Source organism: Granulicella rosea, from assembly GCF_900188085.1.
GTDB lineage: Bacteria > Acidobacteriota > Terriglobia > Terriglobales > Acidobacteriaceae > Edaphobacter > Edaphobacter rosea.
Genome location: NZ_FZOU01000007.1, coordinates 147,774 through 172,694 on the forward strand (window position 1 = coordinate 147,774; position 24,921 = coordinate 172,694).

General features: G+C 64.8%; 25 protein-coding genes. 11 read left to right on the top strand and 14 right to left on the bottom strand.

Going from position 1 to position 24,921, the window contains the following annotated elements:
- Positions 1 to 14 precede the first annotated feature (14 nt).
- From CHB87_RS17710 to CHB87_RS17725, 4 genes are all read left to right on the top strand, one after another.
- A complete protein-coding gene (locus tag CHB87_RS17710) occupies positions 15 to 638 on the top strand; it encodes a TonB C-terminal domain-containing protein (protein WP_089409766.1) in 624 nt (207 codons plus the stop codon).
- Between the two features lie 82 nt (positions 639 to 720).
- The gene (locus CHB87_RS17715; RefSeq protein WP_089409767.1) at positions 721 to 2,031 is read left to right on the top strand and encodes an adenylosuccinate synthase; all 1,311 of its coding nucleotides are present in this window, start codon (positions 721 to 723) and stop codon (positions 2,029 to 2,031) included.
- Positions 2,032 to 2,065: 34 nt separating this feature from the next.
- Positions 2,066 to 2,353: a putative quinol monooxygenase gene (locus CHB87_RS17720; protein ID WP_089409768.1), complete on the top strand. Its 288-nt coding sequence runs from the start codon at positions 2,066 to 2,068 to the stop codon at positions 2,351 to 2,353.
- A 74-nt stretch (positions 2,354 to 2,427) separates the two neighbouring features.
- Positions 2,428 to 2,994 (top strand): nuclear transport factor 2 family protein, encoded by a 567-nt coding sequence (locus CHB87_RS17725; protein WP_089409769.1) that lies wholly within the window; start codon positions 2,428 to 2,430, stop codon positions 2,992 to 2,994.
- Positions 2,995 to 3,051: 57 nt separating this feature from the next.
- On the opposite strand, the gene rpmA is transcribed toward CHB87_RS17725, so the two are convergent.
- The 6 genes from rpmA to CHB87_RS17755 all read right to left on the bottom strand — a co-directional run bounded on the left by rpmA (position 3,052) and on the right by CHB87_RS17755 (position 8,230).
- Positions 3,052 to 3,330 (bottom strand): 50S ribosomal protein L27, encoded by a 279-nt coding sequence (rpmA, locus tag CHB87_RS17730; protein WP_089409770.1) that lies wholly within the window; start codon positions 3,328 to 3,330, stop codon positions 3,052 to 3,054.
- A gap of 69 nt (positions 3,331 to 3,399) precedes the next feature.
- The gene (gene rplU / locus CHB87_RS17735; RefSeq protein ID WP_089409771.1) at positions 3,400 to 3,723 is read right to left on the bottom strand and encodes a 50S ribosomal protein L21; all 324 of its coding nucleotides are present in this window, start codon (positions 3,721 to 3,723) and stop codon (positions 3,400 to 3,402) included.
- A 299-nt stretch (positions 3,724 to 4,022) separates the two neighbouring features.
- A complete protein-coding gene (locus CHB87_RS17740) occupies positions 4,023 to 5,015 on the bottom strand; it encodes an SDH family Clp fold serine proteinase (protein ID WP_176441843.1) in 993 nt (330 codons plus the stop codon).
- 128 nt (positions 5,016 to 5,143) lie between these two features.
- Positions 5,144 to 6,862, bottom strand: a complete 1,719-nt coding sequence (locus CHB87_RS17745) for a cryptochrome/photolyase family protein (protein ID WP_089409773.1) — start codon at positions 6,860 to 6,862, stop codon at positions 5,144 to 5,146.
- Positions 6,863 to 7,016: 154 nt separating this feature from the next.
- Complete coding sequence (locus CHB87_RS17750; RefSeq protein ID WP_245818069.1) at positions 7,017 to 7,712, bottom strand: YqaA family protein; 696 nt, start codon at positions 7,710 to 7,712, stop codon at positions 7,017 to 7,019.
- The gene (locus CHB87_RS17755) at positions 7,709 to 8,230 is read right to left on the bottom strand and encodes a MogA/MoaB family molybdenum cofactor biosynthesis protein (RefSeq protein ID WP_342743584.1); all 522 of its coding nucleotides are present in this window, start codon (positions 8,228 to 8,230) and stop codon (positions 7,709 to 7,711) included. Before CHB87_RS17755 ends, CHB87_RS17750 begins: the two co-directional genes overlap by 4 nt.
- 215 nt (positions 8,231 to 8,445) lie before the next feature.
- On the opposite strand from CHB87_RS17755, the gene tolA reads away from it, so the two are divergent.
- Both tolA and CHB87_RS17765 read left to right on the top strand, forming a co-directional pair.
- Complete coding sequence (tolA, locus tag CHB87_RS17760) at positions 8,446 to 9,492, top strand: cell envelope integrity protein TolA (RefSeq protein WP_089409775.1); 1,047 nt, start codon at positions 8,446 to 8,448, stop codon at positions 9,490 to 9,492.
- Between the two features lie 173 nt (positions 9,493 to 9,665).
- Positions 9,666 to 10,148, top strand: coding sequence for a GNAT family N-acetyltransferase (locus tag CHB87_RS17765; RefSeq protein WP_089409776.1), 483 nt, complete (start codon positions 9,666 to 9,668; stop codon positions 10,146 to 10,148).
- Positions 10,149 to 10,161: 13 nt separating this feature from the next.
- On the opposite strand, the gene CHB87_RS17770 is transcribed toward CHB87_RS17765, so the two are convergent.
- The 4 genes from CHB87_RS17770 to CHB87_RS17785 all read right to left on the bottom strand — a co-directional run bounded on the left by CHB87_RS17770 (position 10,162) and on the right by CHB87_RS17785 (position 13,879).
- Complete coding sequence (locus CHB87_RS17770; protein WP_089409777.1) at positions 10,162 to 10,512, bottom strand: hypothetical protein; 351 nt, start codon at positions 10,510 to 10,512, stop codon at positions 10,162 to 10,164.
- Positions 10,509 to 11,333 (bottom strand): SGNH/GDSL hydrolase family protein, encoded by an 825-nt coding sequence (locus CHB87_RS17775; protein ID WP_245818070.1) that lies wholly within the window; start codon positions 11,331 to 11,333, stop codon positions 10,509 to 10,511. Before CHB87_RS17775 ends, CHB87_RS17770 begins: the two co-directional genes overlap by 4 nt.
- A gap of 174 nt (positions 11,334 to 11,507) precedes the next feature.
- Positions 11,508 to 12,542 carry an NAD-dependent epimerase/dehydratase family protein gene (locus CHB87_RS17780; RefSeq protein WP_089409778.1) on the bottom strand — a complete coding sequence of 345 codons (1,035 nt, stop codon included), beginning with the start codon at positions 12,540 to 12,542 and terminating at the stop codon, positions 11,508 to 11,510.
- The gene (locus CHB87_RS17785) at positions 12,539 to 13,879 is read right to left on the bottom strand and encodes a glycosyltransferase family 39 protein (RefSeq protein ID WP_245818071.1); all 1,341 of its coding nucleotides are present in this window, start codon (positions 13,877 to 13,879) and stop codon (positions 12,539 to 12,541) included. The genes CHB87_RS17780 and CHB87_RS17785 overlap by 4 nt, the downstream gene beginning before the upstream one ends.
- Before the next feature lie 110 nt (positions 13,880 to 13,989).
- Here CHB87_RS17785 and CHB87_RS17790 point away from each other — a divergent pair, with 110 nt between their 5' ends.
- Positions 13,990 to 14,367, top strand: coding sequence for a VOC family protein (locus CHB87_RS17790; protein WP_089409780.1), 378 nt, complete (start codon positions 13,990 to 13,992; stop codon positions 14,365 to 14,367).
- Between the two features lie 217 nt (positions 14,368 to 14,584).
- The gene (locus CHB87_RS17795) at positions 14,585 to 15,280 is read left to right on the top strand and encodes a helix-turn-helix transcriptional regulator (RefSeq protein WP_089409781.1); all 696 of its coding nucleotides are present in this window, start codon (positions 14,585 to 14,587) and stop codon (positions 15,278 to 15,280) included.
- Positions 15,281 to 15,352: 72 nt separating this feature from the next.
- Here the strand turns inward: CHB87_RS17795 and hemL are convergent, their stop codons facing one another.
- Positions 15,353 to 16,660, bottom strand: coding sequence for a glutamate-1-semialdehyde 2,1-aminomutase (gene hemL, locus CHB87_RS17800; RefSeq protein ID WP_089409782.1), 1,308 nt, complete (start codon positions 16,658 to 16,660; stop codon positions 15,353 to 15,355).
- A gap of 60 nt (positions 16,661 to 16,720) precedes the next feature.
- On the opposite strand from hemL, the gene CHB87_RS17805 reads away from it, so the two are divergent.
- Both CHB87_RS17805 and purM read left to right on the top strand, forming a co-directional pair.
- Complete coding sequence (locus CHB87_RS17805) at positions 16,721 to 18,640, top strand: PAS domain-containing protein (RefSeq protein ID WP_089409783.1); 1,920 nt, start codon at positions 16,721 to 16,723, stop codon at positions 18,638 to 18,640.
- Between the two features lie 69 nt (positions 18,641 to 18,709).
- On the top strand, positions 18,710 to 19,816 hold the full coding sequence (gene purM / locus CHB87_RS17810; protein WP_089409784.1) for a phosphoribosylformylglycinamidine cyclo-ligase: 1,107 nt from the start codon (positions 18,710 to 18,712) through the stop codon (positions 19,814 to 19,816).
- Between the two features lie 269 nt (positions 19,817 to 20,085).
- Here purM and CHB87_RS17815 read toward each other — a convergent pair whose 3' ends face one another.
- The 3 genes from CHB87_RS17815 to CHB87_RS17825 all read right to left on the bottom strand — a co-directional run bounded on the left by CHB87_RS17815 (position 20,086) and on the right by CHB87_RS17825 (position 23,340).
- A complete protein-coding gene (locus CHB87_RS17815) occupies positions 20,086 to 20,574 on the bottom strand; it encodes a Rid family hydrolase (RefSeq protein ID WP_089409785.1) in 489 nt (162 codons plus the stop codon).
- A 126-nt stretch (positions 20,575 to 20,700) separates the two neighbouring features.
- Positions 20,701 to 22,332 carry a flavin monoamine oxidase family protein gene (locus CHB87_RS17820; RefSeq protein ID WP_089409786.1) on the bottom strand — a complete coding sequence of 544 codons (1,632 nt, stop codon included), beginning with the start codon at positions 22,330 to 22,332 and terminating at the stop codon, positions 20,701 to 20,703.
- Between the two features lie 228 nt (positions 22,333 to 22,560).
- Positions 22,561 to 23,340: a metallophosphoesterase family protein gene (locus tag CHB87_RS17825; protein ID WP_089409787.1), complete on the bottom strand. Its 780-nt coding sequence runs from the start codon at positions 23,338 to 23,340 to the stop codon at positions 22,561 to 22,563.
- A 236-nt stretch (positions 23,341 to 23,576) separates the two neighbouring features.
- Between CHB87_RS17825 and CHB87_RS17830 the strand changes: the two genes are divergently transcribed.
- Positions 23,577 to 24,821 (top strand): threonine ammonia-lyase, encoded by a 1,245-nt coding sequence (locus CHB87_RS17830; RefSeq protein ID WP_089409891.1) that lies wholly within the window; start codon positions 23,577 to 23,579, stop codon positions 24,819 to 24,821.
- The last annotated feature ends 100 nt before the right edge of the window (positions 24,822 to 24,921 follow it).

The window sequence follows — 24,921 nt, forward strand, 5'->3', positions numbered from 1 at the left end:
TTATCCTTTAGCCAATGCCACCCCCCATCCCAGCTCGCGTGGCCGCCGCTCTGGCTCTCTGCGCCGCGTTTTCGTCGGCCTATTGTCAGCAGGCGCAGCAGCCGCTACCGGACGCGCCGGCCCCGTTGGTCCTGCCGAAGAGTGCTGGCATCATCCCGCCGTTTTCCTCTACTCGGGTGATCGCCAGCTCCGACCACGAACCCGCGCCGCCGCCCGCGCCCATCGATGAGGAGGCCTGGTGCTCCGCGCCGTCGGACTCCGGCTGGCATAGCAAGGGCAAGATCACGGACGACAGCAACTTCCAGCTCTCGCGCTATTTCACGTCGGTGACGAACCAGATTCGCGGGCATTGGAAGCTGCCCTTCGGCTCGCCCATCCCGAAGGACAAGACCGTCGTCCAGATCCGGTTCAAGGTCGAGCAGGACGGCACGGTCGTCGACCCGCGGGTCATGATGAGTTCAGGCAGCGGCTTGTACGATCACGCCGCGCTGAACGGTGTGTTGAAGGCCGGAAAGATGCAGCCGCTGCCCGACGGCCTCATCGGCCCGATGCAGTACTGCATGCTCTTCGTCTACGGCAGCAACTATGGAAAGAAGCCGCCAACCGATCCCTTTGCACCGGCGCCGGCGCGGCATTAGGCACAGCGAGGTATAGAATCAAGCATGGGCATCCGCGCATTTCGCGTGGGCCCTACTTGAGCGGTTTGGAGCAATATCCTTCGTGAGTCAGCGTAAATCAGCGGTCATTCTGGGCGCCCAGTGGGGCGATGAGGGTAAGGGCAAGATTGTCGACGTGCTGTCGGAGAAGTTCAACGTCGTCGCGCGCTATGCGGGCGGTCACAATGCCGGCCACACCGTCATCATCCACGGACGCAAGTTCGTCCTGCAGTTGATCCCCTGCGGCGTGCTACGCCCCGGCTGCAAGGGCGTCATCGGCAATGGAGTCGTGCTCGATCCGGCTGCTTTCCTCAATGAAGTCAAGAAGTTGCGCGATGCCGGCCTGCCGGTCGACGGGCAGCTCTTCGTCTCGGATCGCGCCCAGGTCATCCTGCCCTATCACCGGATGATCGAGCTGGCGGCGGAGACCGCGCCCGGCCGCACGAAGATCGGCACCACGCGCCGCGGCATCGGACCGGCGTATGAGGACAAGATTCATCGCAACGGCCTGCGCGTCGTCGACCTGCTGAACTCCGCGCTGCTGCGCACGCATATCGAGAACGCCTGCCACGAGAAGAACACCATCGCGCATGCGCTCTTCGGCACCGAGCCGCTGAACCCCAAGGGCATGTACGAGGAGTACTCGCGCCTCGCCGAGCAGGTCGCGCCCTTCGTCACCGATACCGCCTACATGCTGAACGAGGCGATCGACAACGGCGAGAAGGTCATGTTCGAAGGCGCGCAGGGCGCGTTGCTCGACATCGACCACGGAACCTACCCCTTCGTCACCAGCTCGTCGGCGACGGCGGGCGGCGCGGTCACCGGCACGGGCGTCGGCCCGACGAAGATTGGCGCCGTCATCGGCGTCACCAAGGCGTACGTCACGCGCGTGGGCGAAGGCCCGTTCCCGACCGAGGACTTTGGCGTCATGGGCGAGCTGCTCGCCAGGCGCGGCAACGAGTTCGGCGCGGTCACCGGCCGTCCGCGGCGCTGCGGCTGGCTGGACCTGCCGCTTCTCCGCTACTCGAACATGATCAACGGCACGGAGTGGCTGGTGGTCACGAAGATGGACGTGATGGACGAGTGCCCGGAGATTCCGGTCTGCACCGGCTACAAGATCGACGGCAAGGTGACCGACCGCATCCCGGCCGACATCCGCGGCTTCGAGTCGATCAAGCCGATCTACACGACGTTGAAGGGCTGGAACTGCTCCACCGAAGGCATCACCGAGTTCGACAAGCTGCCGAAGCTGGCGCAGGATTACCTGCACTTCGTCGAAAAGGAGTCCGGCGCGAAGATCGGCATGGTTTCGACCGGCCCCGATCGCGCGCAGACGATGACGTTGCCCGACTTCGCGGCGTTTCTGGACGCATAACAGCAGCTCAACTGTACTGCCGGGGGACGTGGGGATGATCAGTTTTATCGTACGAATGCGCTTCGACGCGGACGATCACGAGGCCATCGCCACGAACCTGCGGGCGCTCACGGCGGCATCCCGGCAGGAGCCGGGGTGCGTCAGCTATGTGCCGCACTTTGTGGAAGACGATTCGAATGTGGTACTTATCTATGAGCAGTATGTGGATGAGGCAGCGCTCGAACACCATCGCCACACGCCGCACTTTCAGGAGCACGCCATCGGCGGACTCTACCAGAAGATGCGCGAACGTTCGATCCAGAATCTGACCGCGGTCTGCTAGCATCCCCCCATAACGCCGGTATTCGCCGGTTTTTTGACTTGGAAGAGGAATCCGGACTACTATCCGGTACGCTTATGTTCCAGCGCTCGACTCCAAACCGCCTGTTGCTCTGCTGCTGCCTGCTGCTGGTCAGCGTGGGTGCGTACGCCGCCAAAGCCAAGACCAAGACACCCCATAAGCCCAACGCCAAGCACCAGATCGAAGACCTGGAACAGCAGTGGCGCACGGCGCAGCTTGCGGGCGACCCCGTGGCCATGGATAAGCTGCTCGCGGACGACTACGTCGGCATCTCGATCACTGGACAGATCAACACCAAGGAACAGCAGCTCGACCGCATCCGCGACCGCGCCCTGACCGTCACGAGCATCGACCTGACCGATATCAAGGTGAAGCTGGTGGATTCGGTCGCGATCGTCACCGGGCACGCCGACATCGACGGCACCAATGAAGGCGCGCCGCTCAAGGGCGAGTACCGCTATACGCGCGTCTACCAGCGGCTGGCGGGCGGCGTGTGGAAGATCACGAACTTTGAGGTCACGCGTGTGCCCCGGCCTCGTCCGCCGGGGTCGAGGCCGAATGGGCCTCCGCCGGGTCCACCTCCCCCTGCGTCAAATACCATGCCTGCCGAACAAGGCAAGTAGCAAACAAGAACTCCTCGCCGAAGCGAGGAGTTCTTGTTTGTGGCGAAAGTTTGTGAGTTATGCAGCCACTTCGGCGACTTCGACGATCGGGTCGATCGAGACGAAGCGGCCCTTGATGCCGCGATCCTGGAAGCGGACGATGCCGTCGATCTTGGCGAAGAGGGTGTCGTCCTTGCCGCGGCCGACGTTCAGGCCGGGCTTCAGCGGTGTGCCGCGCTGGCGAACCAGGATGGAGCCGCCGGTGACAACCTGGCCGCCGAAGCGCTTGACGCCAAGTCGCTGCGCGTTTGAGTCGCGGCCGTTTTTGGAAGAACCAAGTCCTTTTTTATGTGCCATTTCTATACCTCGATCCGCGCCGCACTCAGGCGGGTCCGCAGAGAATTTGTTGAAATCGAATTCGAAAGCCTAAGCCTTGAAGCTCTTGCCGTTGACCAGCACTTCGTTGATCTTCACTTCCGTGAAGGCCTGACGATGGCCCTGCATGCGCTTGTACTGCTTCTTGCGCTTGAACTTGAAGACCAGGATCTTGTCGCCGCGGCCCTGGCCGAGGACGGTGCCGGTCACCTTGGCGCCTTCGAGGGACGACTCGAACTTGCCCGCTTCGCCGCTGATGGCGAGAATGTCGCTGAACTCGACGACATCGTTCTCGGCTGCGACCTTTTCGATCTTCAACACGTCGCCTGGAGCAACGCGATACTGTTTTCCGCCTGTGCGGATGACTGCGTACATAGTGAAACCCTCGTGCGCGGTGACGGCCAAGACTGCAAACCGTTTCCCAGCGCGTTCTTCTCCTGCTGAATGGGTGGTGCGTGGGGCGAAACTTCCGGACCCGCTCGTCTCAACCTCGACGGAAGACCCGCCGGCGTGGGGCTTAGCCGGTCCTGCGGAGTCTGTTCTTGGTGGAAAAGACGGACGCATCGCCAAACTTAAAAAGTGTATCGTGAGCTAGCGCAACGGGTCAACTCTCTAGGTTACCTATCGGCTAAGGTCGACCATTCAAAACCTGCATAGAAGGCATCACCCCTATGCTAGGTTCCAGTTTTCTCGTGCGCAAAGAGCTCTGAGATGACTCCCGGTCTTGGCGGGTCTTCGTCTCGGACAGCTTCTTGATCTGCTCCATCTCGCGCTCCTGCTGTATTTGTTCCTTCACTAACACCTGACGCGTTATCACTGTCATTTGAGACCTCGGTCTTCGTCTTCGACATAAAGAACAAAATCGGACCATCGGTTTTAGGAGTTCTCATAACCGAACGGAGCAAGCTAACTAACAGCCCTTCGTCTTCTGTCGTGTTTCTTACATTCACAAATAACTTCGCAGCCTCTTTACGGTCAATAACAAAACCGTGGGACGGGTACTCGTCTACTAGCGCACTTAGAGCATCACTTCCAAGGTTCTTCGACAGATCGCTAAGCCGTCGCCCATATTCCTGCCCAATCTTCATCGCTCTTGAAACTTCGCCAACATGCATTGGATCAACTTGAGCCATTATCGGCGCAACGACACCTTTCGCCAGCTCCGTTGCTATAAGCGTCGCAGTTTTGAAGGTGACACTTCCGTCACTCCGAATTTTGATGCGCAGAAACGCATTTTCGAACAGTTCGAAAGCCTTGTTCTCAAGTTCGGTCAGTGCGCTCAACACCGTCAAGCCTGAAGCCGTCTCGAACAATTCGTCTTTCTTGCCAAGCTGGATGTCTAACGGACCGAGCTCAGCGTGGTCAGACATTACCAACTCATGCGCGCCAATGGCGATCAGCGTACCGGCACTCTTGCACCGGCCTGCAAGCAGGACGGTAAACTTCTCATAATAGTCTTGCAATCCACGCGCCATGCGGTATGCTGCGTCAGGATTGCCGCCGCGCGAGCAAAGCAAAAGCATCACATTTTTGCGACGCTTTCTCTCAAGACATATGTCTAAGAGCTTGTCATCGTATGGGCGTTCAATATCCCCGCTGTACAGCAGGATGTCTGAATCAGTCGCTTCGGCAATTGTTGTCGCAACTGTTTCGATCTGATTTTCCACACGACACTCCCATAGGTGAAGTGTATACCGCGCTCCTGAAAACCGTATACATCCGAGCCGGATCTTCCAGAAAATTGCTCGGCTCACAGCTCTCGCCGTGGTCGTTCGATGGATCGGACACATGCGCTTTAATCTGCATACTCCGGGCGCTTGAAGCTCGCAAGATGCGCGATGGCCTCCTCGGCGCGTGTGCGTAGCTGCACCAGCTCTTCGCTCGACTTCCGGTGCAGCGCGGCGTAGGGAATCTTCAGGCGGAAGTTGCCTTCGAGGACCGGCTCGTTGCGTTCGAGAAACGTCCAGTAGAGCGCGGTGAACGGGCAGGAACCCGAGCCGGTGGACCTCTTCGGGTCGTACTGGCAGTGGCCGCAGAAGTTCGACATGCGCTGGATGTAGGCAGCGCCCGAGACGTACGGCTTGGTCGCGGTCAGGCCGCCGTCGGCGTAGGTCGCCATGCCGAGCACATTCGGTTCAACGACCCAGTCGTACGCGTCGACATAGGCGAACCAGAACCAGTCCGTCAGCTCGCGCGGAGAGAAGCCGCAGAGCGTTGCGAGATTCGAGAGCACCATCAGCCGTGTGATGTGATGCGACCAGCCCTCTTCGATCACCTGCGCGACGACCGTATCCATGCAGTGCAGGCCGGACTTCACGCCCCAGTAGACCGCCGGCAGGGGCAGCGACGCGCCCAGCGCCGAGGGCCGCGCGCCGGCGTAGGGATCGGCTTTGCCGGACGGCGCATAGGCTTCGGCGGCCTCCGCGGTCCGGTCGGGCGAACTCTCCTGCGGGCGCCGCGGCGGCTCCTGCGGGACGTGATCTTTCAGCAGCCGGTAGCCGTGGGTCTGCTCATGGATGTGCCGCATGAACTCCCGCCAGCCCAGCACCTGACGAATGAAGCCCTCGCACGAGGCCAGCGGCGCGGCGCCGGACGCAGCCCGTTCTGCGACGTCGCGGATCAGGTCCATGGCGAGCAGGCGGCCGAGATTCAGCAGCACCGAGGTCTTCGAATGAAAGAGCTGCAGGTGATCGTCGCGCATCGCGTCTTCGAACGGACCGAAGTGAACGAGCTGGTGGTCAAGAAAGAAGCGCCAGAAGCGCTCCGCGTCTGCCTGGGTACAGGGCAGGTCGAAGTTGCGGGTCGTGCCGAAGTGGTGGGCGTAGGTCTCGTCGACCATCGCGATGACCTCTTCGGTGATCTCGTCCGGCGGGAAGCGCGGCGGCGCCGGCACGGGCACCTGATCGCGAAATGGCTTGCGATTCTCGGCGTCGAAGGTGTACTCGCCGCCGACCGGCTTCGCATGCTGCATCAGGACGCCGGTCTTCTGCCGCATGCGCCGGTAGAAGCGATCCATCACGTAGGATCTGCCCGCCGTATAGGGGCCGTAGACCTCGGTGAAATCCGCCGTGGTCGAGGCCCACGTGGGGTCTTCGACCATGTTGAGCTGAAGGCCGTTCTTCTGGGCGAAGTGCAGGTCGAGCCGCAGCTCGCGCTCGGCGGGCGTGGTGCAGGTGAGCGGCGGCAGATGGCGGCTCCGCTGTAGTTCGAGCAGCGCCTGGCCGTGGCTGTGCGGCGAGAAGTGATACAGCACGGAGACGCCGCGAGCCTGCTGCTCCAGCGCGAAGTGCCGCATGTTGGAGATGAGCACGACCAGCTTCTTCTTGTGATACGGGCGGCGGAACGCCTTGGCGGTGGACTCGACGATGACGATGCCGGTCTCCGCGGCGGGCTGCTCGGCGAGCGGGCCGACGCGGTCGGTGTAGCGGTCGTAGGGGATGTAGATCCAGCGCCGGTGTGCGATATCCCGCGCGGTGGGGTGGGCAGCTTCGATCTGGGCTTGGAAGGTTGGCATGGGAGACGGCGGCGCATAGTCAGACTACGTTGCGCGCGGCCCTCTTCGATGCGCAGCTTCAGAGCCGATTCATCGGATTGAACTTGGACCGTAAGGAATGATGCGACACGATCATGCGGCGGCTGTGGTGGCGAGAGTTGGGCGCGCGACCGGCTTACCCCAGGCCCTCTTCTTCATCCTCGCCCTGCGACTCGCGCCGGTTGCGGCTGCTCATGCTCTTGCGCATGACCCAGACGATCAGCAGCAACAGCAGCAGGCCGACGCCGGTCATCACCCAGCCGGCGTGCCGGTGGATGGCCTGCATGCCCGTGTGCAGGATCGCGGGGCCGTAGATGATCACGATGATCGACTCGATCGCGAAGCGCAGGAACTTGCCCGAACAGATGGCCAGGAAGTACGACAGCGGCCGCATCTCGAAGACGCCCGCCGCCAGCTCGAAGAGCTTCACCGGCATCGGCGGAGGCATCATCGCGGGCAGCATGATGGCGAGGAACTCCTGCTTCTCGAATCGGTCGCGGAGCTGCTCGTAGCGCTCGCGATTGATGCGCTTCAGCAGAAAGAGCTCGCCGCCCGCGCGGCCCAGGTAGTAGGGCAGCATGGAGCCGATGGCCGAACCCAGCGCCGCCATGAAGCTGTAGAGCAGAAAGCGTTTATGGTCGCCCACGCCATAGCTGACCACCAGCGGGTCGAGGAACGGCAGCGGAATCGACGACGAGTCGACGATGGCGAGGCCGCACAGCCCCCACACGCCGAGCGGCTTCAACAACGCGATCAGCCAGATCTTTGCCTTCAGCAACCAGCCGCCAACCTTGGCCCAGGGAATCCTTGCCGCGAATGCCAACGCCCTCACGCAGACGCTCCCGGTTGATGCTCCGTGCGTCCGGCCAGCAGGTCCAGCGCGTGCGGCAGGATGTCGAGGATCGCGGCCAGGGACGTCTCGGCGCCGGCGGGCGAGCCCGGCAGGTTGACGATGAGCGCCTCGCCGCCCCCGGCGCGGCTGATCGTGCCGCAGACGGCGCGGCTCAGCGGGGCCATGGGCGTGTGGGCCAGACCGGCGGCGCGCATGCGCTCGGCCAGACCGTCCACCATCCGCTCGCAGACGGTCTGGGTGGCTTCGGGCGTGACGTCGCGCGGCGCGAGGCCCGTGCCTCCGGTGGTGACGATCAGCTCCGCCTCGGTCGCGTGGAAGCGCAGCGCGTGGACGATCTCGCCGAACTCGTCCGGCAGCGTCTGCATCTCGAGCGTATCGGCCCCGGCGCCGCGCAGCAGTTCGGCCACCTTCGGGCCGGAGATATCCACCTGCGTGCCGGCGGCGCACCGGTCGCTGATCGTCAGGACGACGACTTTGACGTTACTGCGAAAGGTCACATTCACCCGTCCAGTCTACCCCTTGAGCAAAAAAGTGAGAAAATAGGAAGAGCCGCAGCGAAGACCGGACACCACAGGATTCTCCGCCCGACGGCCCGGCCAGCAAACTTTCGCAGCCCTCTGTCCGTCTCAAGGAGATGGACGGCTGCTCCGAGCGGGCAACCCAGTCCAGAATTGGGCTTCCAGAATCCAGACCGAAGCGTGATCCCTGCCTGATGCCCGAACTTGAGACACCGCCCAACCCGGTACCGCCCCCGCCACCGTCGGACAAACCTGCGCCCATCAAGCTGCGCACAGGACGCTTCGGCGAGCTGGAGGAGCACGAACTCATTCACCTGATCGACACGCTCGACGACGAGCGTTCGCGCGCGCGCTTCCGCGAATCGATCTATATCTCGATCTTCGTCTACATCATCCTGACCTGGCTCGCGGTCTATGGAGTGCGCTGGCTGCCGCACGGCCCGCGGATCGCGAATGCGCCGATCAAGGAAGAGCACGAGAGCAACATGATGGCGAACCTCTCCGTGCCGAAGGATCTGCAGAAGGAGCTTGCGCGCCATCCCGCGCCGCCCACGCCGAAGCCGGCGCCGCCGGTCGATACGCCGCAGCCCGCGCCCGCGCCGCAACCGCAGCAGCAGGCGCCGCAGCAGCCGCAGAGACCGCAACCGCAGGCTCCGCAGCAGCCGCAACAACCGCCTCCGCCGCAGAATACGCGTCCCACGCCGACGCCCCCAACGCCCGCACCCGCGCCGCAACCGCAGCAACAGGCGATGGTGGACGCGCCGCGGCCTTCGTTCCAGCAGCCGAACCAGTCTCCCGGCAAGGCGATCGAGCAGGCCGCGCGCGAGGCTGCGCGCAACCAGCAGACGGGCGGCGGGGCGTATTCGCCGAACATCTCAGGCGGCGGCCGCGCGCCGCTCGGCTCCGGCGCAGAAATCTTGACCGATACGCAGGGCGTCGACTTCGGCCCGTACATGCGTCGCGCCAAGTCGGACATCTACCGCAACTGGCAGCCGCTGATTCCGGAGTCGGTCTACCCGCCGATCTCGAAGCACGGCGTGCTGGCCATCCGGATGACGATCCTTTCGGGCGGCAAGATCGGCTCGATGACGCTGGAGACGACCTCCGGCGACGTGGCGTTGAACCGCGCGGCGTGGTCGGCGATCACGAGCGAAGGAACCTTCCCGCCGCTCCCGAAGGAGTTTCCGGGGCCGAGCATCGATATCCGGTGGACGTTCTTCTACAACCAGACGCCGCAGTAGTTCCGGTGGAAGCATGGGGCTTCAGCCCCATGAATTCAAAGTCGAATAAGAGAAGGGCTTTAGCCCTGGGCCTGAGCCATGGCCGCGAAGCGCTGCACGATCGGCCTCGACTCGCCCTTCAGCGTCGCAAGCTCCAGCTTGGGCAGGCGGAGACTCATTGCAAGAGGGACCACATGCAGACGCAGAAGCTCACCATCCGCTCGCTGTTGCCGGGCGACGACTCCACCGCATTCCGCACGCTGAACGAGGAGTGGATCAGCCGCTACTTCTCGCTCGAGGCGGCTGACAACGCCTTGCTGGGCGACCCGGAGCGCATGATTCTGCGCAAGGGCGGCCGGATCTACCTGATGGATCTGGATGGCGAGACGGTCGGCTGCGTCGCGCTGGTGCCCATGGGCGACGGTGTCTACGAACTCTCGAAGATGGCGGTGACGCCGGGCCATCGCGGACTGGGACTCGGGCGAAGGCTTATTGAACACACCATCGCGCAGGCGCGCGTGCTGGGCGCGAAGAAGCTCTTCCTGGGCAGCAGCAGGAAGCTCGCCAATGCGGTGCACCTGTATGAGTCGGTCGGCTTCGAGCATGTGCCGCCGGAGCGGCTGCCGAAGATGGAGTACAAGCGCGCGGATGTGTTTATGGAGCTGGTGCTGGCTTAGACGCTCAGGCGTCCTACGGCGAGACCCAGTGCCTGGTGGCGATCACCTCGTGGTCGCCGTTGAACTCCACGATGAAGTAGTCGGCGGTGAGCGGCGAGAACGGGTGGCCGTAGACAAACTCCACCTGGCAGCCGGTGGAGATGCGTGCGATCGTGCCGCAACGGCCCTCGTGATAGCTCGGCTTGCCCAGGCGGCTGTAGACCGAGGCCTCCGATTGTCCCTCGGCGACGGTCTCGAACTGGTCCTTCACCCCGGCGTAGTGGGCGAAGGCGGACCGCTCATGCTGCCAGAGGGCGAGGATCAGGACGATCCAGACAAGGCCGAAGAGGAAGCGTCTTCTATTGGCTGGTTGGCTTCGCGTCACTGGGTCGCCTCCCGATAGAGCATCTCTCCCACGGCCTTGTGGACGGCGGTGGAGGGGTGCGCGGAGTAGTAGTAATAATGCGTCGCCGGTGTGGCGCAGATGTTCGAGCCCAGGAACGCGCCGGGCGCCACGCAGGGCGAGACGGTCTCGGTGATGCCATACTTCGCCGGATGCGTCATCACCTCGTCGAAGTACGGACCCCACTGGCTGTTGGCGATCTGGATGTCCGGGTGACGGGCGCGCATCTCGGCCGGAATGCCCGCGAGCCCCGGGTTGAACTGCGTCCCGGCGGTGGCGAAGACGGGGATCGCCACCGGCAGCAGCGCGACCTCGAACCGGCGCGCGCCGAGTGCGTAGAGGGTCTCGATCTCGCCTTCGATGTTCGTCACGGTGTAGCCTTCGGCCGAGCCGCGATCGTTGAGTCCGCCGGCGAAGTAGAACATGGTCTGGGCCGGATCGAACTTCACCTTGCCGGACCTCACGAGCGCGGCGAAGTCGTCGACCTGGTTGCGCAGGCCGCGTCCGAAGAAGGCGCCGCGCGGGCCGTGGCCTTCGCCCTCGCCGGTCTTGCCGCCGCTGACGGAGAAGTTCAGCCCCTTGCCCTTGCTGTTCGAATCGCCGAAGTAGGTGAAGGGGATATGCAGGCGCTCGGCCAGGTAGGCGACCGCGGTGGGTCCGTCGGAGTCGACGAAGCCCGCGCCGGTGTCCGAGTAGCTGTCGCCGAAGACGTAGAGCATCGTATACGGGCGGCTGGCGGCGGCGTGCAGACTCAGGGAGCCGAGTAAGGCAAGTGCGGCAAGGATGTACCGGCGTGACTTCATGAACTGCGTTCTCCACCTCTACAGACGCTGTTCCTGCCCGCATGGACGCAAACCCGCGTGGCGTTGTTGGAGCAGACGGGAACGAGCAAAGGCAAAGACGAAATACGGGGGTCCTTCGCTGCGCTCAGGATGACGAGCATTCCTGGCGGATGCTCTATATCCCCGTGCTCGGCTCTACGAGATCCACTTCAGCAGCCGGATCACGCCCATCGCTGCCGGTTTGGAGTGGGCCGAAACATCCGTGCGCGCGTGAATCTCCTTGCGGCCCGCGGCGTAGTAGCGGAAGGCCTCGACCATCATCTGCTCGTTGGTCAGGGTCGGCCGCCAGCCCAGACGCTCGCGGATGCGGCGCGTGTCGAAGATGAAGTCCTCCGCGATCATGCGGTAGTGGTACGGCCCCAGCGGCGAGATGCGCAGCGTGTGCGCGAGCTTCATGGCCGCGATGGTCGGCGCCTTGGGCAGCTCGGCGACGCGCGCCTTCGTGCCCGCGGCGGCGATGATCGCCTCGTACACCCGGCGCAGCGAGACGACATTCTCCGAGCCGATATGGAAAAGGTCCGAGCCCTCGTAGCCGAGCGTCTGAATACACGCCGTCGCAAGGTCCTGCGCGTAGATGAACTGGTAGCGGTTCTGCCCGTCGCCGACCACCCACACGCGCTTGCCGTCGAGGATGAACTCGAAGAGAATCGCCAGCAGGCCCAGCCGTCCGCCGTCGATAATGGTCGGGCAGCGGATGGTGACCACGGCGAGGTCGGGGAACTCGGCCAGCACGCGCTCGCCTTCGAGCTTCGAGCGGCCGTAGAGCTCGACCGGCGCCGGCGGCTCGTCCTCCGCGACCTCGTGGCCCAGGTTGCTGGCCCACAGGCAGTTGGACGAGATGAAGACCAGCCGCGAGACGCCCGCCGCGCGGCAGGCCTCGGCGATGCGGCGCGTGCCGTCGACGTTCGAGCTCCAGAGCTCGTCCTCGGAGATGGTGTCGTGCGCGAGCATGGCGGCGCAGTGGAAGACAGCTTCGAACTGGCCATCCGCAAACACCCGCGCCAGCAAGGCCGCGTCGCGGATGTCGCCCTGGTGGCTGACGAGGTTGGGCAACGTGTCCACGTCGGCGACCAGGTCGATGTTGACGACGGCGTATCCGGCGGCGAGCAGTCTGCGCTTCAGGATGCCGCCGAAGAAGCCTGAGCCTCCGGTGACGAGCACGCGCCTCATGCCTGCACCTTCTGCCTGCGTGTCTCGGCGGACTGGAAGAGGTAGACGATCAGCACGGTCATCAGCGGCTCCAGCGGATGGCGGAAGCGCGCCTGCACCGTCACGAAGTAGTAGATCATCGGCGCCAGCGCGAAGGCCCAGAAGAAGAGCCATGCGGCGGGAATCCGCTGCCGGATCGCCAGCGCCAGCCCGAGCAGCGAGGCAACGCTGATCCAGCCGTAGTTCAGCACGCGCAGGAACTCCTCGAAGAGGTGGTCGATCGGGTGCGGCACGCTGAACCAGAAGAAGTAGACGCGCTGGACGATGTGCGCGACCCAGAGGCCGGGGTCGGCCTTGATCTGGCGATTCGCCTTCACGCCCTGCTCCTTGCTGTAGGCGAGTTCGCCCAGTTGGCGATAGCGCACGAACGAGGGATGCGTCTCCGCCATGGGCAGGGTCGCGGCCCAGGGGAAGCCGTGGTTGGCGGGCAGGGTCGCCTCGTACATCTCCGCGCCGAAGTTCGAGCGCAGAGGCACGAAGGCGTGGAAGGCGTACCAGTTGCGCACGACCCAGGGGCTGACGACCGCGATGCAGACGACGCCCGAAAGCACGGCGTTGCGCAGCGCCAGGCCGATACGTCCGGCGCGCAGCACGTCCCACAGCATCCAGATGGCGCATGCGGGCAGAAAGAGCAGCAGCGAGCTGTTCGAGAGCGCGATGAGACCCCAGCCGGCGCCGAAGACGATCCAGCGGCCGGCGGTCTGGTTCACGGTCTGGCCTGCCTCCACCGCGCCGGTCTCGCCGACGCCGCGTATGCGCAGCGCCATGACGAAGATCCACGCGAAGAGGAACGCCGTCAGCGACATCTCCCAGATCCAGTGCACGGCGTACTGCATCGCCGCGGGATACAGCGCCCACAGCCAGCCGGACCAGAGCGCAACCTTCAACCCGCGGGCATTGCGTCCGAAGCAGCGCCAGGCGATCTCATACACGGCGGGCGCGATGGCCGCCGAGAACAGGCTGTTGACCGTGAGCGCCACCCACGCCGAGAGCGTCGAGTAGACGCCGAAGAGCTTGAAGATGCCGGCCAGCAGCAGCGGATACGCCGGCGGCACCCAGGCCGTCGGGCCGGAGTGGCCGTTGAAGGGGTCGGAGTAGCCGTAGCCGGTGACCAGCGCGCGCGCCACCCGGCCCATCTCCCAGCCGAACTCGAAGTGGTCCAGGTGGATGCGGATGCGGTACTTATGCGCGGCGGTCAGGAAGATGACGCGCGCCGCGAAGCCGACCCAGAACATCCGCCAGGGAAGCCTGTTTTCAGCAGCAGGCGGATTGAAAAACGCTCGAAACCACTCTTTCATCTTCCTTCGATTCTATCCTCCCATCGAACCCTGCTGACACCATGCTGTCAGCAGCCCCTGCCTATCCTCACTTCAGGTCACAACGTTACCGAGATTTTGAGGAGCACGACATGAGCGAAAACCCCGCCGCCAACGCCATCCACTGGTTCGAGATTCCCACCACGGACCTCGACCGCGCCACCACCTTCTACGAGGCGCTGCTCGCCTGCACGAAGATGCACCGAGCCACCTATGGCTATCCCATGGCCGTCTTCCCGTATGCGCAGCCCGGCATCGGCGGCGCGCTCATCCAGTCGCCGGAGCTGAAGCCGAGCGCCGACGGCGCGCTGATCTACCTCGCCTGCCAGAAGCTCGACGAAGCCGAAAAGCGCATCGAGCCGAACGGCGGCGAGGTGCTCAAACCCTACGCGGAGATCCCCGGCGGCTTCGGGTTTGAGGTCATCCTGAAGGATACCGAGGGAAATCGCGTTGCTCTGCACAGCCGGTAAGAGCGCATTGAAAGGGCGGGACTTCAGTCCCGCCACAACCCCAGCTATGCAGGGCGGCTTCAGCCGCTGAGGGAATATTTGAGCCCCCGAAGCTGCCTTCCGGTCAAAATTCCCTCAGCGGCTAAAGCCGCGACATCGTTTCGCTTCTTTGGCAGGACTGAAGTCCTGCCCTTTCAAAACTGAGGCTATTCATGCCTTTTCTCACTACACTGCCCATATGCGTCGCGCCGACCGGCTCTTCCGAATCGTCCAGCTTCTCCGCTCCGGGCGCCTGCTCACGGCGCAGAAGCTGGCCGAAAAACTCGAGGTTTCGACCCGCAGCATCTACCGCGATATCCGCGAGCTGCAACTGTCGGGCACGCCGGTCGAAGGCGAGGCCGGCGTGGGCTACACCCTGCGCCGCGACTTCGACCTGCCGCCGCTGATGTTTACCCGTCAGGAGCTGACGGCGCTGGTGCTCGGCGCGCGTCTGGTGCAGGCGCTGGGCGGTGCGGAGAGCGCGGCCGCGGCGCACTCCGCGCTGGGCCGCATCGAGGCGGTGCTTTCGACCGAGATGCGCGAGCGGCTGGACTCGATCCTCTTCTTCGCGCCGGACTTTTACATCCCAAAGAACGTGCGGGAGCGGCTGGACGTCATCCACGAGGCCTGCATTCAGCGGCATCCGCTGCGCTTCGACTACGTCCGCGAGGACGGCCACGCCACCCGCGCCCGAACGGTGCGTCCGCTGGCGCTCTACTGCTGGCGCAGCGCGTGGACCGTGGCGACGTGGTGCGAGCTGCGCCACGGCTTCCGCGTCTTCCGCATCGACCGCATGGAGAGGTTCGAGGTGATGCCGGAAACCTTCGAACACCGGCGTGGGCAAAGGCTGGAAGATTATCTGCTCACCGTCACCGAGCCGCCGAAGGACGCGTGAGCAGTCTCCGCATCTCCATACCCTCGCACAAACGCTCGTCATTCTCGGCGGGTGTGAGGATTCACCCCGACATTACCGCAGCGCGTGCCGTGCCGCGTCGAGCGCCAGCCCGATCTCCACATCCCTATGCGCGGTCGAGATAAAAGCAGCCTCGTACTGGCTTGGCGGCAGCCACACTCCGGCCTCGAGCATCGCGCGATGGAAGCGTGCGAACGCCTTCGTGTCCGACGTCGCGGCGGAGGCGAAGTCCGTCACCGGCTGGTCCGTGAAGAACCACGTAAACATCGAGCCGACGCGGTTGGTCGTCAGCGGAATCCCCGCGGCATGCGCGATGCTGGCGACGCCGTCGGCGATGTGCGCGGTCACGCGTTCCAGCCCGCCGTAGACCTCGCCTTCATGCTGGATGAGGTGTTCGAGCGTCGCGATGCCGGCGGCCATGGCCAGCGGGTTGCCGCTGAGCGTGCCCGCCTGGTAGACCGGCCCGAGCGGCGCCAGGTAGTCCATGATCTCCGCGCGTCCGCCGAAGACGCCGCAGGGCAGGCCGCCGCCGACGATCTTGCCCAGCGTGGTGATGTCCGCCTGCACTCCGTACATCTGCTGCGCGCCGCCGAGCGAGAGCCGGAAGCCGGTCATCACCTCGTCGACGATCAGCAGCGCGCCGTGTTGCGTGCAGAGGCGGCGCAGCTCCGAAAGAAAGCCCGGCGCGGGCGCGATCGTTCCGGCGTTGCCGACGACCGGTTCGAGGATGATGCAGGCGATCTGCTCCGGGTGATTCTCGAACGCCAGCTCGACCGCCGTCAGGTCGTTGTAAGGCAGCGCGAGCGTGTGCATCGCGGTCTCTTCCGGCACGCCGGCCGAGCCGGGGATGCCGAGCGTGGCGATGCCCGAGCCGGCCTTGACCAGCAGCGCGTCGGCGTGGCCGTGGTAGCAGCCCTCGAACTTGACGACGAACTTGCGGCCGGTGAAGCCGCGCGCCAGCCGTATGGCCGACATGCAGGCCTCGGTGCCGGAGCTGACGAAGCGCAGCTTCTGGATGGACGGGAAGCAGCGCGTGACCAGTTCGGCGAGGTTCGCCTCGCCGGCGTGCGATGCGCCGAAGCTGGCGCCGCGCGCCGCCGCCTGCTGGATCGCCTCGACCACCGGCTCGAAGGCGTGGCCGAGGATCATCGGCCCCCAGGAGCCGAAGAAGTCGAGGTAACGGTTGCCGTCGGCGTCCCACAGGTAGGCGCCCTTGGCGTGCGTGACGAACGGCGGGTCTCCGCCCACGGCGAGGAAGGCGCGGACGGGCGAGTCGACGCCGCCAGGCAACAGGCGGGCGGCGCGCTGCTGCAGCGCTCGGGATTGGGTCGTGACGCGGGCGGTAGGTTCGTTCGACGGCATGGATTGAGTATATGGAATGCCGCGCGGATGCCGGAAAGCCATGGCGCGTAGAATGTTACGGTGACAACCGGGGCCGAGTCGATGCAGCCGTTCCACCAGAGATTGTCCGACGAATCGGACGAGGTCCGGCTGCGCAAGATCGCGGATACGCTCCCGACCTACATCGCCTACGTCGGCCCCGACCTGCGCTACCGCATGGCGAACCGGATGTACGAGCAGCAGTTCGGCCTGTCTTCCGGTCAGATTGTGGGCCGGCTCGTCGCCGAGGTGGTCGGCCCATCGTTCGAACGGGTGGGGCGCTATCTGCGCGCCGCGCTGGCCGGCGAGACGCAGCGATTCGAGACCCCGATGCACACCCTCGACGGCGTCCGCCACCTCGAGGTCTCGCACATTCCGGACCGCGACGCCGAGGGACGCGTGGTGGGGGTGATCGTCCACGGGTTGGACGTGACCGAACGGCTCCAGGCGCAGGAGGCGCTGCGCCGGAGCGAGGATCGCCTGCGCATGGCGCTCGACGCGGCCAGCGGCGTCGGCGCCTGGGACTGGGACATCGTCACCGATAAGGTCTACGCCGACAGCGGCTTCGCGCAGCTTTACAGCGTGGACGAGGAGCAGGCGCGCAACGGCATCCGCATCGCGGAGTTTCAACGCAACATCCACCCGGAGGACGCGGACCGCGTCGCGAGCGGCATCGCCGCGGCCATGCGCACAGGCGAACGGTTTCGCGAGGAGTACCGTCTGCTGCAACCGGATGGCTCCTCCCGCTGGGTCTGCGCCGTGGGCCGCTGCATCTTCGCGGTCGATGGCGCGCCGGTCCGTTTCCCTGGCGTCGCCTTCGACATCACCGACCGGCGGCGGAACGAAGAGATCGTGCGGGCCAGCGAAGAGCGGCTGCGCATCGCGGTCGATACAGCGAAGCTCGGCAGTTGGGAGCTCGATCTGACGACGGAGCAGATTCTCTGCTCCGCGCAGTGCAAGGCGAACTATGGCGTTGCGCCCGAAGACGAGCTGACCTACGACTACTTCCTCCAGTGCGTACACCCCGAAGACCGCGAGAGCCTGCAGCGGGAGGTCGACCGCGCGGTCGAAACCGGAACCGACTATCGCCACGAGTACCGCATCCTGTGGCCGGACGAGAGCGTCCACTGGGTGATCGCGAACGGCAGAACGGTGCGCGACCGGGAAGACCGGCCCACGAAGATGATCGGCGTGACGCTGGACGTCACGGAGCGCCACCACGCCGAAACGGCGCTGATGCAGAGCGAGAAGCTGGCCGCGGTGGGCCGGCTGGCGTCGTCGATCGCGCACGAGATCAACAATCCGCTGGAGTCGGTGATGAACCTGCTCTACCTGGCGCGGCTGACGGCGGAAGACCGCGATACCCGGTCCTACCTCGACATGGCCGACCAGGAGCTGCAGCGGGTGGCCGTGATCGCGAATCAGACGCTGCGTTTCCACAAGCAATCCACAAGGCCCGTGCTGAGCGCCTGCGAGGATCTGATCGGCAGCGTGCTGACGATCTACCAGGGCCGGCTGGTGAACTCCAGCGTGCGGGTGGAGAAGCGCAAACGCGCCCAGCGGCCCGTACTGTGCTTCGACGGGGAGATTCGCCAGGTCTTGAACAACCTCTTCGGCAACGCCATCGACGCCATGCCGCAGGGCGGCCGGTTGCTGGTGCGCAGCCGCGAGACGACGGCGTGGAAGAGCGGAGAGCGTGGCCTCGCCATCACCGTCGCCGACACCGGCGCGGGCATGAGCGCCGCAACCGCGCGCCGCATCTTCGACCCTTTTTTCACCACCAAGGGCATCGGCGGCACGGGGCTGGGCCTGTGGGTCAGCCAGGAGATCGTCGCCCGGCATCGCGGTTCGCTGCGCGTGCGCAGCCGCCGGGCGCCGGGCGGCGCGGGCACGGTCTTCATCCTGTTTCTGCCCTTCGATTTTCTCCCTCCCGGCCCGGTCGCCGAGACGGCGTCGGCCTGAATTCACATGGCGTGGAAAAACCCCCTGCTAGACTGAAGTTCCAAGCTTTTCTTGGAATTACTGGAGCCCATGTTGCACGATCTTCCCCCCAGCACCCCCAAAGCCGGTGAGCCTGAGAATGCGGCAGCCGAACCGAAGGCCGCCAAGACACCCGTCAGCTACGCCGACGCCGGCGTGGACATCACCTCGGGCGACCGTGCGAAGCAGCGCATCAAGATGCTGGCGCGCAAGACCTTCAACAAGCAGGTTTTGAGCGAGATCGGCGGCTTCGGCGGCCTCTTCGCGCTCGACCTCGTCAAGTTTCCCGAGCCCGTGCTGGTCTCGAGCGCGGACGGCGTGGGCACCAAGCTGAAGGTCGCCTTCGAACTCGGCATCCACCATACCGTGGGCGCGGACCTGGTCAACCACTGCGTGAACGACATCGCCGTGCAGGGCGCGACGCCGCTCTTCTTCCTGGACTACCTCGCCACCGGCAAGCTCGAAAACGACGTCGTCGAGACGGTCGTGCGCGGCCTGTCCGAGGCCTGCAAGGCGAATGGCTGCGCGCTCATCGGCGGCGAAACCGCCCAGATGCCCGGCTTCTACGCCGACGGCGAGTACGATCTGGCCGGCACGATCATCGGCGCGGTCAACCGGCCGGACATCATCACCGGCGCGGGCATCGAGATCGGCGACGTGCTGCTGGGCCTGCCTTCGAACGGCCTGCACACGAACGGCTACTCGCTGGCGCGCAAGCTGCTCTTCGAGGTCGCCGGCTACGGTCCGGACCAGTATGTGAACGAGCTGAAGGACAAGACGGGCGCCGCGCTGATGCGCACGCATCGCAGCTATCTCTCTGTGATCAAAAAACTTACGGCTGGCGGCCTGGTCGCGGGCATGGCTCACATCACCGGCGGCGGCATCACCGAAAACCTGCCGCGCATCCTGCCGAAGGGCATGGACGCGGTCGTCGACCTCGCCTCGTGGACCGTGCCGCCGCTCTTCGAACACCTGCGCGAGCTGGGCTCGGTGACCGAGGAAGAGATGATGCGCACCTTCAACATGGGCATCGGCCTGATCGCCGTGATCCCCGCCGAGAAGATCACCAAGGCGAAGGCGATCCTGAACCGCGCGAACGAACGCCACTGCATCCTGGGGCGGATCGTGCGGGGCACGCGCAAGGTCGTTTACAACTAAGGCCGAGTGTCGGAGCGCCGGCTCATGATCATGCTCGTGTTAAGGGCACGGCCTCAGCCGTGCCGTGTGAGATTGGGAACGACGCGGCTTTAGCGGCTGAGGTACGGTTCCGGCTTCGGTGTGGCTATACGCCAATTTCATTAAGAAGACGTACCTCAGCGGCTGAAGCCGCAATGCAAAAGCAGGCTGCTGCGGCACGGCTGAAGCCGTGCCCTTAAGCAGCCTGTTCTTGCATAAGACGGCCAGACGTGTCTTCCTTGCGAAGCTCGTTACTTGCTCTTCACCGCGATCACTTCGATCTCCAGCAGAGCCCACGGCGCGGCCAGCGCGGCGACCTGGAAGGCCGAACGGGCAGGCTTGTTCGGCTGCGTCGCCGTGCCGAAGTACTTCAGGTATTCGCCCTGCATGCCGGCGAAGTCGAGCTTGCCCGTGGTGGGGTCGGGGCCGAGAAAGACCGTCATCTTGACCACATCCTTCATGTCCAGGCCCTGATCCTGCAGCGCCTTCTGGATCTTCGCGAAGACGCTTGCAGCCTGCGTCTTGGTGTCGGTCGCGTAGACCGGAGCGGTCTTCTTGGCCGGGTCGCCCGGGGTGACGGGGTCGGCAAGCTGGCCCGAGAGATAGTAGGTGTCGCCCACCCAGACGCCGGTGGCGATGGCGGCCTTCTCGGTCTGGATGTGCTTGACCGTGGTTTGCGCCGTAGCAAACGACGGCGAGAGTACGAGGGCGGCGGCGAGGATAGCGTTCGAGAGCTTCATGCGGTTCTCCTTGGTGCGGGTTGTGTCGTGCCGGGACTGAAGGACAAAGACAGAAGCAGATTCCCTTCGGGAATGAAAAACAAAGGGGCAAAGACAAAAACAAAGGGGCAAAGACAAAAGCAAGGGCTAGACGGCGACGGCGCTCCCGGCCTGCGAGGCGAGCTTCGCCAGCTTCACCTTCTCCGAGATCATTTTGACCGCTCGCAGCGAGCTGAGCGCCGCGCCCTCCTGCCATGCGACGATGTGGCTTACATGGCAGCCGGTGAAGTAGATCGGGCCATCGGGCTGGATGAGTGTCTCGTAGCCGGGGCTGTTGATGCCGCGCGCCGAGGTCGAGCCATCCGGACGCGGCTGCGTCGGCTTGGCGTCGTACGAGCGAATCCACGAGCCTTCGTTCCACGGAATTTTGCCCCAGCCGACGTACATCGGCTTTTCGAGCTCCTTGCCGTGGCCGGGATGCAGCCGCTCGATCGACTTGCGCGACTCGGCGAACTTCTCCGGGATCGACAGCTTGCCGAAGGGCGAGGTGCTCTCGTCCGTGTAGCCCGAGACGACCACGCCGCGCTCCGTATGCATGTTGGCCGAGGGGAACCAGATCGGGCTGCAGCCGTTCATCACGAACTCCAGGCCGCCGTAGATGTTGTAGTCCTGCTCCCAGAACCGGCGCGACTCCCACGCGACCTTGTAGGCCGCGGCGTAGCTGCACTCCTCGATCACCTTCTTGTATGGCGCGGCGAAGTCGTTCGGGATCTTGCGCAGCATCGTCAGCGGCAGCGCGCAGATGCAGTAGTCGCCCTCGATCGTCTTCGCCGCGCCGCCGACGGTGTAGCCCACGCGAACGCCCCTGGAGGTCTTGCGAATCTCGGTCACGGGCGCGTTGTACTGGACGATATCGCCGAGCGATTTGGCGAAGGCGAAGGGGATGCGGTCCATGCCGCCGACCGGCTGGAACATGGTCGCCTGCATGTCGAAGGTCTCCTCGAACAGCACGCCCTGCCAGAAGTTCTCGTCGAGCAGCGTGTGCATGTCGATGGGCGTCGACGGGATGCCGACCTGGTCGCCCGCGCCGGGCTCGACCTTGTAGCCCGCGCGGTCTCCGCCGGCGTATTTGCCGGCGTTATCCAAAGACCCGTACATGCGCAGGAAGGCCAGCATCCGCTCGCGATCCTCTTTGGTCATCTCGGCGTCGAGCGCGCCGGCGTTCATGCACTTCAACAGCAGCTCGGAGACGTGGCCGCGGGTGTCGTTGATGGCCTGCCGCTGGATGACCGGCGCGCCGCCGTTGGCCGCGTCGTTCTGCAGGAAGCTGGAACGCGAGGTGTTCACCTCGACCTCCAGCTGCACGCCGAGCTTCTTGCAGTAGCCCAGGATCGTCCGGTGGATCGAAGGCAGGCGCGCGGGGCCGAAGTTTTGGTAGTGGCCCGCATCCCAGGCGCAGGTCTGCTCCGTGCCGTCGGTGAACTTGATCTTGTCGCCGGTCCGCACGGTCCAGTTGCGTCCGCCGGGCCGCGCGCGAGCTTCGAGCACGGTGACCTCGTAGCCCAGCTCGCGCATCTCGTACGCCGCTACCAGCCCGGCGATGCCGCCGCCGAGGATGACCACCTTCGTACCCTTGCCGGAGCCGGGCGCGGCGTTGAGCGCGATCGGCGCCTCGGCCTTCGCGGGCATCAGCCCAAGTCCCTGCATGCTCAGAAATGCAGCGCTGTATCCACCAGCCTGCCCAACGCGCGTAAGAAAGTCGCGGCGTGAAAGCGCCATACGTTTATCCCTCGGTCTGAAGTCTTCAATCGCAAAAACGTGCAGGTGATCGAACACTCGAGGCAGGCGGACATGGGCTGTCAGGAGCAGTGAATTTGTGTGGTGGGGCTGAGGTAAGTGTATGGGAAAGTTTGGGTTTGTCGATGGCTTTCGTGGCGGGAAAAACGAGAAGCAGGTTCTTCGCTACGCTCAGAATCACACGCTTTGACGGGATGGCGACCTGAGCGTCTAACGTCCTTCCCGCAGGCGGGCCGCCAGCCTCTCCGGCAGGCCGGCCATCAGGATGCGCCCCTGCGAAGCGACCACGTCGTACGGGATGCGGTGGTACGCGATCTCCGCGCGCTCCGTATCGTAGACCGCGTACGCCGCGCGCCAGTCCCAGTCGCGCGGCTGGCCGACGGAGCCGGGATTGATGAGGTGACGCGTGCCCGGCGGCAGCGCCAGCGACCAGCTCTCGCGCTCGCTGCGCGTATGGTAGCGCGGACGCAGTTCGTGCCAGTCATGCTCTTTCTGCGAGAAGCCGCCCTGGATGTGCGTGTGGCCGAAGAACGTGATGTGCGTCTTCATCTGCTGCAGCGGCGCCCACGCGTCGCGCATGTTCAGGATGTACTGGTCCTCGTTCAGCGGCGAGCCGTGGACGCAGGTGACGCCGTCCTCGTTGTCCATGCCCGCGGGATGAATCGGCCCCTGCGGCATGTCCTTGAGCCACTGCGTGTTCTCGGCGGTCAGCTCCCCGCGCGTCCACATGACGGCGCTGCGCGCGACCGGGTTGAAGCCGTTCGGCGAGGTCAGCCCGCAACTCACGCGGTCGTGGTTGCCCCGTACATCGACCGACGAGAGCGACCGGATGCGGTTCACCACCTGGTTCGGACTTGCTCCGTAGCCAACGACATCGCCCAGATTCCAAAGGACATCCCAGGAACCGGAAGGGTCGGTGGCAGCCGCTTCGAGGACCGCGTCGAGCGCTTCGAGATTGCCGTGGATGTCGGAGAGTACAAGTGCGCGCATGAAGTCGGTGGGCCAGGGCTTGAAGGGCTTAGATGATTATCTTCTCATTGGCGGCGAAGTGGAGCGATGCCGGCAAAGAAAACAGCGCCGGTAGATCCGGATAAGTCGTTCAGATGCTGCGACGCCGCTCTCGATGGCGGGCGGGAACGGAACCCAGCGCGCGCCCGACCGTCAATGCGATCGCCCACGCGGCAGATTCTTCCCGCCGCCCGCGCTGGCGGATTTATCCTATGAAGATGAGCACTTCACTGGAAGCGAATCGGACAGAGCTGGCAATCGGACTGCAGGACATACAGGCGGCGCGCACGCGGCTGGATGGGCACATTTACTACTCGCCCTGCCCGCGCTCCGAGATCCTCTCCGAGCTCACCGGCCAGACCGTCTACCTGAAGCTCGAAAACCTGCAGATGACTGGCTCGTTCAAGGAGCGCGGCGCTCTCAATCGGCTGACTCTATTGACCGGGGATGAGGCCGCGCGCGGCGTCATCGCGGCCAGCGCCGGCAATCATGCGCAGGGCGTGGCGTATCACTCGACCGCGCGCGGCATCCGCTCCATCATCGTCATGCCGGTCGCGACGCCGCTGGTGAAGGTCGCCGCGACCCAGCGCTTCGGCGCGGAGGTCGTGCTCTTCGGCGCGAACTACGACGAGGCCTACGCCGAGGCCATCCGCCTGCGCGACGAGCAGGGCCTGACCCTTATCCATGCCTTCGACGACCCCGCCGTCATGGCCGGACAGGGCACCATCGGGCTCGAGATGCTCGAACAGATTCCGCAGATGGAGGCGATCGTCATTCCCATCGGCGGCGGCGGCCTGATCGGCGGCATCGCCTGCGCGATCAAGGAGATGCGGCCCGATATCCGCGTCATCGGCGTGCAGACCGCGCGCCTGCCCTCGATGGAGGCGGCGATCCGCCACGGCGGACCCATCACCACGCACCCGGCGACGACCATCGCGGACGGCATCGCCGTGCGCCGGGCCGGCGCCGTCACCTACCCCATGGTCGCGCGCTACGTGGACGAGATCGTCACGGTCGAAGAGGACGAGATCGCAGCCGCGATTCTCGTCCTGCTGGAGCGCGAAAAGACCCTCGCCGAGGGTGCCGGCGCCACCGCGCTGGCCGCGCTGCTACAGCAGAAGACCACGCTCAAGGGCGCGCACACCGGCGTGCTGGTCTGCGGCGGCAACATCGACGTCACGCTGCTGGCGCGCATCATCGAACGCGGCCTGGTGCAGGATGGACGCCTCATCCGCCTGCGCATCCACCTGCTGGACAAGCCCGGCGCGCTGGCCGAACTGACCAAGCTGATCGCCAGCCACCGCGCCAACATCGTGGACACGATGTACAACCGCGCCTACTACGGCGTGAACCTGGGCGACACGACCATCGACATCACCATGGAGACCCGCGGACGCCAGCAGATCGACGACCTGCTGGCCGCGCTGGCCGCTGAGGGCTACAAGCACACGCGCATTCAGTAAGGCTCGCAACACGTCTCGCTTAAGGGCACGGCTTCAGCCGTGCCGTAAGTGCCTCATAGCTGTGCGGCTTCAGCCGCTGAGGTACGCTTGCGTGCTTCGC

What these genes read in the sequence shown, in the direction of transcription:
- CHB87_RS17785 (WP_245818071.1), bottom strand. Translation starts at nt 13,879, where the DNA reads ATGAAAGAGTGGTTTCGAGCGTTTTTCAATCCGCCTGCTGCTGAAAAC.
- CHB87_RS17775 (WP_245818070.1), bottom strand. Translation starts at nt 11,333, where the DNA reads ATGAAGTCACGCCGGTACATCCTTGCCGCACTTGCCTTACTCGGCTCC.
- CHB87_RS17710 (WP_089409766.1), top strand. Translation starts at nt 15, where the DNA reads ATGCCACCCCCCATCCCAGCTCGCGTGGCCGCCGCTCTGGCTCTCTGC.
- tolA (WP_089409775.1), top strand. Translation starts at nt 8,446, where the DNA reads ATGCCCGAACTTGAGACACCGCCCAACCCGGTACCGCCCCCGCCACCG.
- CHB87_RS17780 (WP_089409778.1), bottom strand. Translation starts at nt 12,542, where the DNA reads ATGAGGCGCGTGCTCGTCACCGGAGGCTCAGGCTTCTTCGGCGGCATC.
- CHB87_RS17795 (WP_089409781.1), top strand. Translation starts at nt 14,585, where the DNA reads ATGCGTCGCGCCGACCGGCTCTTCCGAATCGTCCAGCTTCTCCGCTCC.
- CHB87_RS17725 (WP_089409769.1), top strand. Translation starts at nt 2,428, where the DNA reads ATGTTCCAGCGCTCGACTCCAAACCGCCTGTTGCTCTGCTGCTGCCTG.
- CHB87_RS17815 (WP_089409785.1), bottom strand. Translation starts at nt 20,574, where the DNA reads ATGAAGCTCTCGAACGCTATCCTCGCCGCCGCCCTCGTACTCTCGCCG.
- CHB87_RS17820 (WP_089409786.1), bottom strand. Translation starts at nt 22,332, where the DNA reads ATGGCGCTTTCACGCCGCGACTTTCTTACGCGCGTTGGGCAGGCTGGT.
- hemL (WP_089409782.1), bottom strand. Translation starts at nt 16,660, where the DNA reads ATGCCGTCGAACGAACCTACCGCCCGCGTCACGACCCAATCCCGAGCG.
- CHB87_RS17745 (WP_089409773.1), bottom strand. Translation starts at nt 6,862, where the DNA reads ATGCCAACCTTCCAAGCCCAGATCGAAGCTGCCCACCCCACCGCGCGG.
- CHB87_RS17825 (WP_089409787.1), bottom strand. Translation starts at nt 23,340, where the DNA reads ATGCGCGCACTTGTACTCTCCGACATCCACGGCAATCTCGAAGCGCTC.
- CHB87_RS17720 (WP_089409768.1), top strand. Translation starts at nt 2,066, where the DNA reads ATGATCAGTTTTATCGTACGAATGCGCTTCGACGCGGACGATCACGAG.
- CHB87_RS17790 (WP_089409780.1), top strand. Translation starts at nt 13,990, where the DNA reads ATGAGCGAAAACCCCGCCGCCAACGCCATCCACTGGTTCGAGATTCCC.
- CHB87_RS17765 (WP_089409776.1), top strand. Translation starts at nt 9,666, where the DNA reads ATGCAGACGCAGAAGCTCACCATCCGCTCGCTGTTGCCGGGCGACGAC.
- rpmA (WP_089409770.1), bottom strand. Translation starts at nt 3,330, where the DNA reads ATGGCACATAAAAAAGGACTTGGTTCTTCCAAAAACGGCCGCGACTCA.
- CHB87_RS17830 (WP_089409891.1), top strand. Translation starts at nt 23,577, where the DNA reads ATGAGCACTTCACTGGAAGCGAATCGGACAGAGCTGGCAATCGGACTG.
- rplU (WP_089409771.1), bottom strand. Translation starts at nt 3,723, where the DNA reads ATGTACGCAGTCATCCGCACAGGCGGAAAACAGTATCGCGTTGCTCCA.
- purM (WP_089409784.1), top strand. Translation starts at nt 18,710, where the DNA reads ATGTTGCACGATCTTCCCCCCAGCACCCCCAAAGCCGGTGAGCCTGAG.